Below are 15,548 nucleotides of genomic sequence, written 5' to 3'. Positions count from 1 at the left end.
CGGGCGGGCGCTGGTTTTTGACGCAAAGATATGCTTCACCGCAAGAATTGGTCGCGATGTCCCTCTACAGTGTAGGATGCCAGGCGCTCGGGTTTGGAGCCGATAGGTGCCGTCTTGTGAAACGACATCGGAGCAGTGGCAAGCTATTTCTACCAACTCCATCGGGGCAGGTATGCCGAAGCGCAGCAGGCGCGATAAACGGCAAATCCTCTGGCCGCAATTGAACCTGATGAGGCTCGGCAACGAGCTAGCACCGTGCGAGCATTGGCCTGCGGCAGCCGCCCAGTCAGTCCGGCGCGCAATAGATGGCCGAGCATGCTGTACATCATCGCAGAGCATGATCGCAGGGAGCTCACATTGGCCTCTGAGCTCTAGCAAGCTTGTCTGCTAGGCCCAGACGGCCGACGAGAAGACAAACGCAGGCCGATCAAGCGAGCTGCCGCAATGGATCAGCGATCGCAGAGGTGCTGGACATTGCACCGCGCTGGAAATCGGCCGACCGGCAGTCGCGGAGGCTCATGCGCTCCGATGTACTTGAGTTGCGGTCCAGCAAATGCCCATTATCTTCCCCGATGGTATGAGGGAGATCTCTCAATGCTGGACGTTGGCACGATCACGCTTCTGCGCACGATCCTGGATGAGGTTTGCGTGAGCGTCCCACCGTATGACGCCGGCGTCCGCGCCTACGTTGCCTCCAGAATCCTGGAGGCCGCCACCAGAGGTGAGACGCGCCCCGATCTGCTTAAACAGATCGGTCAGGAAGCTCTTTCCAGAGCACCAACGATGTGGCGATAGATCTAGGACATGGCTTGTCATTGAGGTGAATTTCCAAGTCACAGTGCTGAAGATCCAGCTCGCAGAGTGTATCGTGGTCGCAAATCGATGGTGGCCTAACGTCACCCAAGACGCGGCGTTATCTGATGTGAATCGGTTGGCGCGCTGCTCGGTGCCCGGCCGATCCTTGAAACGAGAGAGCAGCTCGCACAGCAGACGCCGCATCCAAGCCTTGGCGCGCACCCTTGCGCGCCACGATGCCGGTGAGGCGACGCTCCAATAACCTTCGTCCGGAAACGGGGGCGAAGTCAGTGTTCGGCGCCGGAGCGCCGTCAACTCACGCGAGCCGGTGCGCCGTTGCTGTTTACTCCTGTGTGAGCGCCGCAAGTGCCCTTTCGATCACTGTGATGTCTTGACTGACCTGAGCGATCGCTGGCTTCGGATCAATGCCGGTAACGCAGTTCAACTGCTGCAGCAACTCCCGCCGATGCGCCAGAAGGTTCTCCAGCGCGCTGCGGTTGTTTAGTTTCACATAGCCGTCGACAATCAGTCCAATCGAAAGAGACATCGAAACTCTCAAACAAAGCTGTTCTCAACGAAGATGCGTATAGCACATCGGCAAACGATGTTCAGCTCCTCGGAAGAGAATACTGACGGGCGAGCTTGTTAGCGACAAGCGTCCGGCGCCGGGAGCGTGACCGACTATTCCTTGCGCCTTCCAAGCGCCCAGCTCTGTTTGAGCGACTAGCCGAGCAGAAAGACGGCGTATGGTGAGCCAAGAACGCTGCGGGTCGTGGCGATGGAAATGCTACGCTAGCGGAAGGAGTGTTGTCACGAACTGCCATTGTCCTTATCTGCCCGCCGAACGGCTTCCGAGATGCGATGGCGGGTGGCGCGTTGATCGACGACATGCTCGCCTGAATATCTCTTCGTAGAGATTGCGACGACCTCAGGAGCGTCCAGGATGCTCGATGAATATTTGGCCCGCATTCGTGCTCACCGCACAAACATCCACCGCTATCGTCGCCTGCTGAAGTCGAACCTGTCGGATGTCGAACGTCAGTTCATCGAAAAACGCCTCACCGAAGAGCAGACCGCGCTGGAGTTCCTTTCAGCCGAGACCTTCCCGCTCGCGTTTAGCCTCCGGAAGGGGCGGACATGCCGGCAAACTAGTCGCGGAGCCGCGAACGACGCGCGCGTTCCGGGCGGCCTGATCCGAGGCGCGGTGGGACCCCACGGCTGACCCTCCCAGCTGCGCATCCTCAAAAACCGCTCTGTACCGCGGGCTGTACCTAATTTGCGGGTTCTGATCGCGGCGGGCTTTGTCGAGTCCGATCGCCAAACACTTTCGAGCAGCATCACTGACTTCAATCCGGGACCTCTTCACCAGCGGATTAAAAAGCACCACTGTTCGACCGGTTCTCGCTCAGGACTTGTTTGTACTCGGCCATATCTCGGCAGTTTGTTAGATTGGCTACACGCCTAGCCAAATCGTTCTCACTAGCCAGCTGAGACAGCCACAACTTCATCGTTCATCGGTCTGCGACCACGGCATGAGATTTGCTCTGCTGGCTGAAACGCTGCGGAACCGTATTCGCGGCGAGAGGCACAGCAAGGAAGGAAACGACTTGCCAAATCTGCGAGTGGAGACAGTTTATGTCGGCGGCAGTATCTCCAGCAGCATTCTGGTGAATACACAGGCAAGCGGCGGTACCGCCCGAGACGTGGTACATCAAGTTGGTACGCGCCGATCGGCTGCGAAATACCCTCGTACCGATATTTTTACTAGTCGCCGTCGGGCAAATGGCAGGCCTTTTGCGTGTAGCCGATCCCGTAGGACTACTGCCCAGGTTCTCCGCGGCCGACGGTCGGTTGTTTCGACGGAGACCGCAGTCGGCCGCGCGACAGGGAAGGCGCCGTTCCGGAGCAGAACAACGGCCTCCAGCTTTTGGATCAATCAGAATCGGGCAACACCATGATTGTGCGTAGTCTGCACGACATTGAAGCAACCGATCACTTCGTCGATTGGGGCAATGGTACGAGCCACCGCCTTCTGACGGATAAGGACGGCATGGGTTTTAGCATCTGCCACACCATCGTGCGCGCTAACACCGTTTCTCTTCTGCAATACCGGAATCATCTCGAAGCCTGCTTCTGCATCGGTGGAGAGGGCGAGGTCGAGGACATGGACGGCAATGTCTTTCCTATTCGCCGAGGCGACATGTATGTGCTTGACAAGCATGACAAGCATCTCCTGCGCGGGGGACCGGACAAGGACATGATCCTCGTTAGCATCTTCAACCCGCCCCTCACCGGAACCGAGCGCCACAAGCTGGACGACCCGGCAGGCTCCACATATTGAGCGATGCGAAGAAACGCCAATCCAATATGAACTGCCGCTAATTGCGAGAAACATTTACTCGAGCGATCCAGCACTGGCTCGTACCGCACGCGCGGACTTTTTACGAAATGCCCACGCGATGCGGTTAGGTTGAGCTGACAAATTTACTTTGGCATTCCAGGTCCCTTTTTTTCTTGTCCGGAATACCCGGCGGGCGGGGTCTTGTGCGATTGATAGCGCGCTTAGTTGTACGATGTCTGGCGACGCTGTTGGACAGCTGACACAGCACCGCTGTGGCTATCGCATTGATTGCACTCGATTTCACCTTTGGCACGATACATGCGTAATCGTCTAAAGGGCGCCATAGAGGAGAAGTCGTTCGATGAGAACGCTTACCAGAAACGCTGACGCGCTTGAGTAGCAGCTGCGATACCGCCGCCACCATATTTGGTGGTGCGGAACGTTGGCGGAAGATTGAGTGATCCGCTTTGGCGAAGGGTTTCGTCACATCAATGCAGGCCAGCCAAAGCCCGAAAACAGATCCGAACCGATGTGAGCGATTTGCGTGAATCAAGGAAGACGCCGTCCGATCTTGAGCGATGATCAGGTGCAGAGCATATCTGCCGCGGATGAACTGCGGGCGCGTGGGGAGGAGTTTTGGCGACGGCGGCTCGAGCAGTTTAGCAGATTGCATCCGCCTTTCGTGTCATCGTCCGTGGCTGCGGCGCCGTCCCGATGGCAGTCGAGTTCATGGTTTAGCCCAAGCGGTTTGGCTATTTCCCCACAAGATCGCTCGGAATATTTGGTAGCAGCTTGGCTGATCTATCTCGCTCGGATCACGGGGCAACAAGAGTTTCAACTGGGATGGAAGCCTGCATGGGACCGATTGCAAACCGGCTCCAAACTCGTGATGGCCTCCGTCGTGCCGATGGATGTTCGCATTGAGCTTGCTCATGATTTTGAAGAAGTACGCAAAACCGTAGCGGCCGAAGTCGCTCAGCTGAGGGCGCACGCTAGCTTTGCCCGAGATCTTATAGCGCGCTGCCCGACATTGCGAGGAGTGGTGGCGCTACGGGCGCGCCAGCCTTGGCCGATTGGCATTGCAATCACGACAGAGAGCTGTCACGCCGCTGATGCTCTGACGACGAACCACAAAGCTGGGCATGCCTTGTGCGGCGATTTGCTGACCTTTGAGGTTTGCGCTCTGGATGGGAGCTTCCGCTGGCATTTTGATGCCGCTCGATTAGCACCGAAGCAGATCGACCGCATGACGCAGCATTTGCAAACTTTGTTACGCGGCGTGATGGCCGATGCTGGGCAGCCTGTCGGCCGAATAGACATTCTGGCCGCCGACGAACGCACGTATCTACTTGAGGATTTGAATCGGACGGCGGCGCCTTATCCGTTTGAGCTATGTATCCATGAGCTGTTCGAGGCGCAGGTGCAAAAGGCACCGGAAGCGGTGGCGGTGGTCTATGAGAAGGAGAGACTGAGCTATGGCGAGCTCAATGCGCGGGCCAACCGGCTGGCGCATCATTTGATCGAGCTCGGGGTCAAGCCGGACCAGCCGGTGGCGATCTGCCTCGAACGCAGCCTGGCGATGGTAGTTGGTCTCTTGGCGATCCTGAAAGCGGGCGGCGCGTATCTGCCGCTAGATCCGGCTTATCCGTCGGCGCGGCTGCGGCAGATTGTTGGCGATGCAGAACCGAAACTGCTGCTTTGCGATGTCGCCGGTCGAACCGCATTGGGCGCCGAAGCCGTGGCCGATGTGACGGTGGTCGATCTGGAGACGGCGACCCCGACTTGGGGCGAGCGGCCGCCTTCGAACCCGGACCCGGGCGCGCTTGGCCTTTCATCGCGCCATCTCGCCTATGTCATCTATACCTCCGGCTCAACCGGAATCCCCAAGGGCGTGGAAATGTCCCATGGCGCGCTTGTGAATTCGCTTGCGGGGATTGGCACGTCAAAACTGCGCACACTTCAATTCGCGACCCTGAACTTCGATGTGTCCTGTCAGGAATTGTTCATCTGTTGGAAGGACGGCGGAGTGCTTGTGCTCGTGCGGGAAGAGACCCGGAGGCACTTCTCCGACCTGCTGGAATTTATAGAGCGGGAGGCGATAGAGCGGCTTTTCCTCCCGTTCGTGGCATTGAATCATTTTGCGGAAGTCTGGAGCGCGCAGCGCGTGCAGCTGCCCTCTTTAAGAGAGCTTTATACAGCCGGCGAGCGATTGCAGGCCACTCCACTGCTTAGGACGTTCTTCGAAGCACATCCGAACGCGAGATTGATCAATCAATATGGGTCCACGGAAATCAGCGTCATTTCCGAGCACCACCTTGCAGCTGATCCGTCATGTTGGCCCCAGATGCCTCACGTCGGGCGTCCAATCGTCAACACGCGGGTGTACCTGCTGGATGGCCATGGCGCGCCCGTGCCGTTCGGTGCGGTCGGCGAGCTTTACATTGGCGGGGCGGGGGTGGCACGGGGCTACCTGAACCGCCCTGAGCTGACCGCCGAGCGGTTCATCGCCAGTCCCTTTGTCGAGGGCGATCGGCTGTACCGGACCGGCGACCTTGCCCGTTATCTGCCGGACGGCAATCTTGAGTTCCTGGGCCGCAACGACGATCAGGTGAAGATTCGCGGCTACCGCATCGAGCCGGGTGAGATCGTCGCGCGGCTCTGCGAGCACGCCTGGGTGCGCGAGGCGGTGGTGCTGGCGCGCGAGAACGACGCCGGTGACAAGCATCTGATCGCCTATGTGGTCTGCGCGCCCGAAGCCGGCTCGGATGAGGGCGGTGGAGGCGGGCTTGCGGGCGCCTTGCGCGCGCACTTAAGTGCGCGACTGCCGGACTACATGGTCCCGAGTGCGTTCGTGCGGCTGGCCGCGCTTCCGCTGACGGTGAACGGCAAGCTCGATCGGAACGCGCTGCCGGCGCCGGCCGATCAGGCCTATGCGCTGGCGGCCTACCAGTCGCCGCAAGGTGCGGTCGAGACGGCGCTGGCGCAGATCTGGGCCGAGCTCCTTGGTGTCGAGCGCATCGGGCGCAACGACCACTTCTTCGAACTGGGCGGCCACTCGCTCTTGGCCGTGCAGATGTCGAGCCGGCTGTCACAGGCTGTCGGGGTCGAACTGCCACTGTCGACGCTGTTCGCAAGGCCAGTGTTGAGTGACCTGGCGGCAAGCATCGTCGAGCTGTTGAGCTGCTCGGGTCCGCAAGAGCTGCCGTCGATTGCAGCCGTGTCGCGGCATGAGCCGCTTGTGCTGTCGTTTGCGCAGCAGCGGCTATGGTTTTTGGCTCAGCTGAACGAAGGCAGCACCAACTATCACATTCCGCTGGCCTTGCGATTGCGCGGGATGCTCGACCGCAGCGCCTGGCAGCGCAGCCTTAACCGTCTGTTTGCACGTCATGAGGCGCTGCGCAGTGTGTTTGTCGCGACCCAGGGCAAGCCCCGGGTTGAGGTTTTGCCGCCGGACGCGGGTCTGCCAATAGTTGAGCATGATCTGCGGGAGAGATCGGATGCGGAAGCGGCATTTTTGGATCTGTGCCATGAAGAGGGGCGCACGCCGTTCGATCTTGCGCGCGGTCCGCTGATCCGCGGTCGGCTGATCCGCACCGCCGACGAGGAACACGTCTTCCTGCTGACCCAGCATCACATCGTCTCGGACGGTTGGTCGATGGGCGTGCTGCTGCGTGAACTTAGCCAGCTCTACCGGGCATTCCAGGCCGGGCAGGACGATCCTCTGCCGCCGCTTGCGATCCAATATCCGGATTACGCCGCCTGGCAACGCCAATGGCTGTCGGGGGAACGGTTGCAGCAGCAGGCGCAGTATTGGCGCAGCGCGCTGGCGGGCACAGCCCGTCTTGTCTTGCCGACGGACCATGCGCGGCCTGCCCAGCAGTCGTTTGCCGCGGCCGCGGTCCCGATCACCGTCGATGCGGATTTGACGCGGGAGCTGAAGCGGCTGAGCCTGCAGCATGGCTCGACGTTGTTCATGACGGTGCTGGCGGCCTGGGCGGCGGTGCTGTCGCGTCTGTCCGGGCAGGACGATCTTGTGATTGGCGTGCCGAGCGCCAATCGGGGGCACCGCGAGATCGAAGAGCTGATCGGCTTCTTCGTCAACACTCTGGCGCTTCGGCTGGACCTGTCGGGCAAGCCGCGCGTGTCGGAGCTTCTGGAGCGGACGCGGCGCACGGTGCTGGCTGCGCAGGAGCATCAGGACCTGCCGTTCGAGCAGGTGGTGGAGATCGTGCAGCCGCCCCGGGCTCTTGATCACACACCGTTGTTCCAGGTGATGCTGGCCTGGGAGAACAATGCGGTTGGGCCATTGGACCTGCCGGGGCTGAGTGTCGAAGCTGCCGGGGAGGAGATTGATCAGGCCAAGTACGATCTGGAGCTGAGCCTTGGCGAGCATGGCGAGGAGATCGCCGGAACGCTGGGTTATGCCACGGCGCTGTTTGATCAGGCGACGATCGAGCGGCAGCGTGGTTATCTGCTGGCGCTGCTGCGGGCGATGGCAGCCGATGCGCAGCAAGAGGTCCACCGGATTGAGCTGCTCTCGACTGCCGAGCGCACGTATCTGCTGGAGGAGCTGAACCGGACGGCGGCGCCGTATCCTGCGGAGCGGTGCATCCACGAGCTGTTTGAAGTGCAGGTGCACAAGGCGCCGGATGCGGTGGCGGTGGTCTGCGAAGATGAGCAACTGAGCTATCCCGAGCTCAATGTGCGGGCCAACCGCCTGGCGCATCACTTGATCGCCCTCGGGGTCAGGCCGGACCAGCCGGTTGCGATCTGCGTCGAGCGCAGTCCGATGATGGTGGTGGGGCTTTTGGCGATCCTCGAGGCCGGCGGGTCGTATATGCCGCTGGATCCGGCCTATCCGTCGGCGCGGCTGCATCAGGTGCTCGACGATGCGGCGCCGCCGCTGCTGCTGGCCGATGTGGCCGGCCGTGCCGCCTTCGGCGCGGATGTGCCGGCCAAGGTGAGCGTGGTGGAGCTCGATGCTGCGGCGCCGGCCTGGGCCAGCCTGCCGGAAGCGGATCCTGATCGGCGCGCGCTCAGCCTGACCTCCCGCAATCTCGCCTATGTGATCTACACCTCGGGATCCACCGGCAGGCCAAAAGGGGCACAGAATGAGCATCGGGCTATCGTTAATCGCCTGATCTGGATGCAGGACGCCTATGGTCTGAAACCAACAGACGTCGTGTTGCAGAAGACGCCATTTAGCTTCGATGTCTCGGCCTGGGAGTTCTTTTGGACTTTGCTTGAAGGGGCAACGCTGGTACTGGCGCCGCCCGGTGCGCACAGAGATCCCGATACGTTGGTCGACTTGATCGTCAGCCAGCGCATCACGACGGTTCACTTCGTGCCATCCATGCTGGTCAGCTTTTTGGATGCGAAGAGTGTTGACCGCTGCACATCGCTGCGGCAGGTTTTATGCAGCGGCGAGGCGCTCCCTGCCGCCAGTGTGTATAGGGTTCGGCGCGTATTGCCCTGGACGCCCTGCACAATCTTTACGGTCCGACTGAAGCCGCGATCGACGTGACATCCTGGAGCTGCCCGGCTGAGTTTGATGAGGCCATCGTCCCGATTGGCCGCCCTATTGCCAACACGCGGGTCTACTTGCTGGATGGTCATGGCGCGCCTGTGCCGTTCGGTGCGGTGGCCGAGCTCTGCATTGGCGGGGCGGGGGTGGCGCGGGGCTACCTGAACCGCCCTGAGCTGACCGCGGAGCGGTTCATCCCCAGTCCCTTTGTCGAGGGCGACCGGCTGTACCGGACCGGCGACCTGGCGCGCTACCTGCCGGACGGCAATCTGGAGTTTTTAGGGCGCAACGACGACCAGGTAAAGATTCGCGGCTTCCGCATCGAACCGGGCGAGATTGCGGCGCGGCTTTGCGAGCATGCCTCCGTGCGCGAGGCGGTGGTGGTGGCGCGCGAGGATGGTGGCGGCGAGCAGCGGCTCGTTGCGTATGTCGTTGCCGCCGGAGCTGAGGAATCTGATCTTGCCGGCGGTTTGCGGGCGCATGTGAGTGCGGGGCTGCCGGACTACATGGTCCCGAGTGCGTTCGTGCGGCTGGCGGCGCTTCCGCTGACGCTGAACGGCAAGCTCGATCGAAAAGCGCTACCGGCCCCGGGCGACGAGGCATATGCGCGGCGGACCTACGCGCCGCCTCAGGGCGAGATGGAGACGGTGCTGGCGCAGATCTGGGCCGAGCTGCTGGGGCTGGAGCGGGTCGGACGGCACGACAACTTCTTCGAACTGGGAGGGCACTCGCTCTTGGCGGTGCAGATGATGGAGCATCTGCGGCGGCGGTCACTGCGCATCGAGGTGCGCACCTTGTTCGTCAAGCCAGTGCTCGCGGATCTGGCCGCACGCCTGGGCCGCCATCACGAGGTGGCAGTCCCGGCCAACCTGATCACCGAGCGGAGCGTGGCGATAACGCCGGAGATGTTGCCGCTGATCGAGCTCGCGCAGGACGAGATCGACCGGATCATCGCCACGGTACCCGGCGGGGTTTGCAACATCCAGGACATTTACGGTCTGTCGCCGCTGCAGGACGGCATCCTGTTCCATCATTTGCTAGCGGCAAAGGGCGATCCATACCTCCTGGTGTCGCAGATGGCGTTTGCCGAGCGTGGGCTGCTCGCGCGCTATCTTGCCGCGATCCAGCGGGTGGTAGATCGGCATGACATCCTGCGTACCTCGTTTGTCTGGGAGGGGTTGTCGCGGCCGGTCCAGGTGGTGTGGCGGAAGGCGCGACTGGAGGTGATCGAGGTCCAGCTGGATGGCGCTGATGGCGCTGGCGCTGAGCAGCTCAGGAACCGGTTTGATCCGCGCCGGCACCGCATCGAGCTCGGCCGGGCGCCACTGCTGCGGTTTGTGATTGCGCGCGAGCCCGGCAGCGCGCGCTGGCTGTTGCTGGAGCTGCAGCATCATCTGATCGGGGATCACGCAACCCGGGACGTGATGCATGCTGAAGTCCGGGCCAAGCTGGAGGGGCGCGAGCATGAGCTGACGGCGCCGCAGCCATTCCGCAATCTGGTGGCGCAGGCGCATCTACGCGGTGATGCCAAGGCGGATGAAGCGTTCTTCCGGGAGCTGCTGGCCGGCATCGACGAGCCGACCACGCCCTTCAACTTGAGCGAGGTGCGCGGCGACGGCGGCGGGGTTCGTGAGGCGTATCGGATGCTGCCGCCAGCGCTCCATGCGCGGCTGGCGGAACAGGCGCGGCGGCTGGGCGTGAGTCTGGCGAGCCTGTGCCATCTGGCGTGGGGGCAGGTGGTGGCGCGCAGCAGCGGCCGCGAGCAGGTGGTGTTCGGCACGGTGCTGCTGGGCCGCCTGCAGGGCAGCGCCGGCGCCGACCGCGCCATGGGACTGTTCATCAACACCCTGCCGCTGCGGCTTGATCTTGATGGGACCGCCGTCGAGGCGAGCGTGCGGACCACGCACGCCCGGCTGGCCGAGCTGCTGACACATGAGCATGCCTCGCTGGCGCTGGCGCAGCGCTGCAGCGCTATTGCGGCGTCGGCGCCGCTGTTCAGCACGCTGTTGAACTATCGTCACAACAAGGCGCCGGCTGTGCCCGGCTCCGGGACGGATGATGTCTTGTCGGGTATGGAATGGCTGGGCGGGGAGGAACGCACTAACTATCCGCTGACCCTGTCGGTTGAGGATTTTGGCGAGGCGCTGGGCCTCACTGTGCAGGTGGCGGAGCCAATCTCGGCGGATCGGATCTGCGGCTACATGCAGCGGTCGCTCGAGCAGCTGGCAGAGGCGCTGGAGCATGCCCCGGATACGCCGGTACGCGAGCTCGACATCTTGCCGGCTGAGGAGCGCACCTATCTGCTGGAGGATCTGAACCGGACGGAAGAGGCCTATCCAACAGAGCAGTGCGTCCATGAGCTGTTCGAGGCGCAGGTGCAAAAGGCGCCGGAGGCGGTGGCGCTGGTCTGCGAAAACGAGCGGCTGAGCTATGGCGAGCTCAACGCGCGGGCCAACCGGCTGGCGCATCTTCTGATCGAGCTTGGGGTCAAGCCGGACCAGCCGGTGGCAATCTGCCTCGAACGCAGCCTGATGATGATGGTTGGCATCTTGGCGATCCTGAAGGCGGGCGGTGCCTATCTGCCGCTGGACCCAGCCTATCCCAGCGAGCGGCTGCGTCAGGTTGTCAACGATGCCGCGCCGCGGCTGCTGCTATGCGACGTCGTCGGTCGCGCAGCACTCGGCCCCGAAGTGCTGACCGAGGTGACGGTCATTGATCTGGAGACGGCCACGCCCGCCTGGGCCGAACGGCCGGCTTCGAACCCAGACCGGCACACGCTTGGCCTCACATCCGGCCATCTCGCTTATGTGATCTACACCTCAGGCTCAACCGGAACCCCAAAGGGGGTCATGGTCCAGCATCGGGGGTTGGTCAATCTGCTGTCGGCTCAGGTCGGCCTCTTTGGCGCTTCTTCCAACAGCCGAGTCGTGCAGTTCGCCTCCATCGCTTTTGATGCAAGCGCTTGGGAGCTTCTTATGGCGTTTGGCTCCGGAGCGGCTTTGCACTTGCCTGCGGAAGAGATCCGTCAAGCGAGGAACAAGCTATCGGATTATCTCCGAAGCGAAGCCATCACCCACGCGACACTACCCCCAGCGTTGCTTCAGACGAGCAAGGATCCGGAACGTTTGGCTGCGCAAGTTCTCATTCTTGCCGGAGAGCTGCCTAAGCCTGAACTCATCCGAAGTCTGGCCCCAGCATCAATGGTCAATGCTTATGGCCCGACCGAGGCAACAGTCTGCGCGACGATCTGGACTTGCCCGGCTGATTTCAATGGGTCGGTGGTCCCGATCGGGCGCCCAATTGCCAACACGCGGGTGTACCTGCTGGATGGCCATGGCGCGCCCGTGCCGTTCGGTGCGGTGGGCGAGCTTTACATTGGCGGGGCGGGGGTGGCACGGGGCTACCTGAACCGCCCTGAGCTGACCGCCGAGCGGTTCATCGCCAGTCCCTTTGTCGAGGGCGATCGGCTGTACCGGACCGGCGACCTTGCCCGTTATCTGCCGGACGGCAATCTTGAGTTCCTGGGCCGCAACGACGATCAGGTGAAGATTCGCGGCTACCGCATCGAGCCGGGTGAGATCGTCGCGCGGCTTTGCGAGCACGCCTGGGTGCGCGAGGCGGTGGTGCTGGCGCGCCAGAACGGCGGCGGCCACAAGCATCTGATCGCCTATGTGGTCTGCGCGCCCGAGGCCGGCTCGGATGAGGGCGGTGGAGGCGCGCTTGCGGGCGCCTTGCGCGCGCACTTAAGTGCGCGACTGCCGGACTACATGGTGCCGAGTGCGTTCGTGCGGCTGGCCGCGCTTCCGCTGACGGTGAACGGCAAGCTCGATCGGAACGCACTGCCGGCGCCGTCCGATCAGGCCTATGCGCTGGCGGCCTACCAGTTACCGCAAGGTGAGGTCGAGACGGCGCTGGCGCAGATCTGGGCCGAGCTCCTTGGTGTGTCTACCTGGGGCTTCTTCGAACGCATCACTGAAGAATTTGGCGCGAGAGTTTGTTTTGGATCGTTGTGGAACCTTGCGCGATGAATATCGCGAGGTTTTAGAACGCGACACGGAACAATGTTCCATCTCTGAGTTGCTCGAAAAGGCGCAGCAAACAGGAGCGTTAGCTCCAGATCACGATCTTCACAGTGACGTCTCGATGTATCAAAGGGCCGCGGCATTTCAACGGGCGCTACAATCGTATCGCATTCCGTCGCTCCCAATTGAAATATACCAGTTTTATGCCAGTGAGCCTCTTAGTCGTTGGGTACCGCCTGACAAGCAATCTGGTCGCGATGCAAACCTGCCAAAGCTTGGCTGGGACCTGGTCGTCGATGCGGGGGCCATTCATGCGGTACCTGTTCCAGGCAACCACGCGACAATGGTGAGCAACCCAGAAAACCGCCAAGTTCTCGCTCATGCTATTTCAACGGCCCTAATCGGCACTCTTGAATAGGCTCAAAGAATTTCTCCGAAGGCTCAGGTTCGAAGTTTCGTTTCTAGACTAGCCCCAAATATCCATCCCACAAGACAGACCGGGAGTAGATGTTGCGGGTAATCGTACCCGACGATGTTCCATTCAGCGACGCTGACGACGACACGTGCCCGAATGTGTTGATAGTCCCGTTCGTGGTGGAGGGACCTGAATACGGGCCACTCAAGATCGGTCCAGCATACTGCTGCTGGACCGCAGTGTCACCGACGTTCAGGACTAGCACGCCATCAATGTTGTTGGTCGCAAGCCCCTGACGAATTTCTGCATGGTGTACGTCCGCATTGGTGGAAACAACACCAACCCATCTTCAGCAACGACGCCGGCTTTCTTCCTTCCTCTGAGATAGTCGCCTGAGCGGGGGCCCGCGACGTAAGCGGCTATCCGATTGACCGGTTCGGAGGGAAGGTCCCGGCCTGCATACCTTTTGTATGGATGTTGTGATGCATCCTGCTAGTGTCGTCGCCGCAACGGCTAAGGCGAGGAGCGCAACCCCCCAGTGAAGAAATCGCTGAACTGAACCAGCCCCGCCCCACAACAACTATCGAGTTATCTTTTTTCGATACTCGTCTATCATTGCTGTCGTAACATCACCCAGGTAGCACAGCGGTGCCGCGCCGCCCGGCCGCGAATAGGCGCTTCTGCTGCCGCATGCCCGGCCATTGCGCATCGTGTCATCCGGGCAGGCGCAGGGTCTGCCGGTTGCGTGATATTGATCCCGGCTGGCCTTAATCAGGATCGCGGCGATGGCCGCGGCGGTCAGCGCAACTTCGATCTTGCGTTTTGTGTCGGTTTGCTGTGGGGCGGGATCTTGCGGTGTCTTGGGTATTGCGGTGGCGCCACGCGGGCCGGGCGGAGCAGTCTTGGAAGCTTGCGGCTGCGAAGGGCTGCCCGGCACCGCCGTTAGCGCGAGCGGACTTGCTGGGGGGCTGGTTAGCTGCGCTACCATTGCAGGCGCAGAAGTAGAGGGTCGCCCGTCCTGACGGCCGACGGAATAAGCTCCTATGGCTGTAAGGCCCAGAAGCACGATCACAGTCCAGCCCCGCATGAGGACATTCAAGCGAAGCCGGAGCGATCGGGCAAGTTGCAAATTGTAAATCGAAGGCAAGCCCCCGTATTTTCCCGGAAGTGGCCTTGATGGAGGATTAATTGGGCACGGCCCGTCCGGCCAAAAGCGCATGCTTAGACGTTCGTCGTGTTGTTTCGAATGAGCTTCGGACACGAAAACGTACCGGCGTTTATGCTGTACAAATGAACAGGCGTGCCGACCTTCTGGGTGATTTCGCCTTTGAGACGTTGCGGCGCGCGTGAAACCCGAATGCATTCCATTCGAGATCGAAACGGCGGTCGAGTCTATTGCAATGGTTTGCCGTCGTCACCGGCGTTGGCTCAAGGGCCTGTATGATCCGGCGGTGTTTACCGGCACCGCCCGAAGGTACATCGCAGCGTTCGGGAAATAGCACTCGATAGCTGATTGGTTGCGCCTCGGAGGTGAGATCAATTTTCCTGAAAGTGCGGTAGTTGCTGCGGGCGATCCTAACCGCGACCGAAGCTTTTCACGCCGTCCGCATGTTAGCTTTGCAGGTCAAGGCTCGCGAGCCGCTGCCGGTCCAGAATCACGATCTCGCGTTGGGTATTGCCGATGAAATCGAGGACACCATCAGTGTGCAATTGCGACACTGCACGCGAAACGGTTTCGACGGTCAAACCAAGGTAATCGGCGATGTCGCGCCGAGACATTGGGAGCGAGATCACGTCAGCAGCCGTGAGTCGTTCATCCATCTCGTGCAAGAACGCGGCAACGCGCTCCAGAGCAGTTTTACGTCCGAGCAGCAGCATATGGTCTTCGGCGTGTTGCAAGTTATTCGTCGTCAAGCTGAGCAAGGTGCGCCAGACAACCGCGTCATTCTCGGCGACCGTCTCAAGGTGTTGCCGCCTGATCAGGCGAACAGCGGTTTGGATGATCGCTTCCGCCCTAAATCGGTGGACTCCGCCGTTCTCGAGTCCAAAAATATCACCCGGCAAATGAAATGCGCCAATCTGGCGCCGCCCATCGGAGAGTAATTTGCAGGTCCGTACCGCGCCTTTCCTGACCTGGTAGACGTACTCGGCTGGCTCACTCTCGATGTAGATGGTTTTACCTTTCTTGTAAGTGAATTCACTCAAGCTGACGATCGGATTCGAGCCGCTCGATATGCCGAGCTCACTGAGCGAATTGATTAGGGATCTATGGTCTGTGGTGATGCTCACGAACATGGTCCGACACTCCTGAACCAGAATATACGAAGGGGAGCCTCGCGAATTGATCCGGCGCAATCTATGGATGTCATTGTAACAAGCGGCCATGAAGAGGAGAAGTCGTGTCATTGTGACGCAGTGCGCGCGCAGCAGTTGAGGTGACGCAATGTGTTG

The 15,548-nt window shown here is 61.1% G+C and carries 7 protein-coding genes and 1 pseudogene; 5 read left to right on the top strand and 3 right to left on the bottom strand.

Annotation, left to right across the window (positions count from 1 at the left end):
- Positions 1-594 precede the first annotated feature (594 nt).
- Positions 595-795, top strand: a complete 201-nt coding sequence (locus LPJ38_RS35590) for a hypothetical protein (RefSeq protein ID WP_014497761.1) — start codon at positions 595-597, stop codon at positions 793-795.
- 343 nt (positions 796-1,138) lie between these two features.
- Here LPJ38_RS35590 and LPJ38_RS35585 read toward each other — a convergent pair whose 3' ends face one another.
- A complete protein-coding gene (locus tag LPJ38_RS35585; RefSeq protein WP_014497760.1) occupies positions 1,139-1,342 on the bottom strand; it encodes a hypothetical protein in 204 nt (67 codons plus the stop codon).
- 396 nt (positions 1,343-1,738) lie between these two features.
- On the opposite strand from LPJ38_RS35585, the gene LPJ38_RS35580 reads away from it, so the two are divergent.
- Positions 1,739-2,017 (top strand): hypothetical protein, encoded by a 279-nt coding sequence (locus LPJ38_RS35580; protein ID WP_011084900.1) that lies wholly within the window; start codon positions 1,739-1,741, stop codon positions 2,015-2,017.
- Positions 2,018-2,749: 732 nt separating this feature from the next.
- Positions 2,750-3,136 carry an ectoine synthase gene (locus LPJ38_RS35575; protein WP_028154427.1) on the top strand — a complete coding sequence of 129 codons (387 nt, stop codon included), beginning with the start codon at positions 2,750-2,752 and terminating at the stop codon, positions 3,134-3,136.
- 124 nt (positions 3,137-3,260) lie between these two features.
- On the opposite strand, the gene LPJ38_RS35570 is transcribed toward LPJ38_RS35575, so the two are convergent.
- Positions 3,261-3,809: a hypothetical protein gene (locus tag LPJ38_RS35570; protein ID WP_182869657.1), complete on the bottom strand. Its 549-nt coding sequence runs from the start codon at positions 3,807-3,809 to the stop codon at positions 3,261-3,263.
- Here LPJ38_RS35570 and LPJ38_RS38385 point away from each other — a divergent pair.
- A pseudogene (locus LPJ38_RS38385) lies at positions 3,723-12,625 on the top strand (amino acid adenylation domain-containing protein); the annotation flags it as partial. The gene LPJ38_RS35570 and the pseudogene LPJ38_RS38385 overlap by 87 nt on opposite strands.
- A gap of 52 nt (positions 12,626-12,677) precedes the next feature.
- A complete protein-coding gene (locus tag LPJ38_RS35555; RefSeq protein WP_157789304.1) occupies positions 12,678-13,100 on the top strand; it encodes a hypothetical protein in 423 nt (140 codons plus the stop codon).
- A gap of 1,608 nt (positions 13,101-14,708) precedes the next feature.
- Here the strand turns inward: LPJ38_RS35555 and LPJ38_RS35550 are convergent.
- Complete coding sequence (locus tag LPJ38_RS35550) at positions 14,709-15,392, bottom strand: helix-turn-helix domain-containing protein (protein WP_026312933.1); 684 nt, start codon at positions 15,390-15,392, stop codon at positions 14,709-14,711.
- Positions 15,393-15,548 lie beyond the last annotated feature (156 nt).

The organism is Bradyrhizobium daqingense, from assembly GCF_021044685.1.
In the GTDB taxonomy this organism is placed as follows: domain Bacteria; phylum Pseudomonadota; class Alphaproteobacteria; order Rhizobiales; family Xanthobacteraceae; genus Bradyrhizobium; species Bradyrhizobium daqingense.
This window is presented reverse-complemented; position numbering and strand designations above follow the sequence as displayed.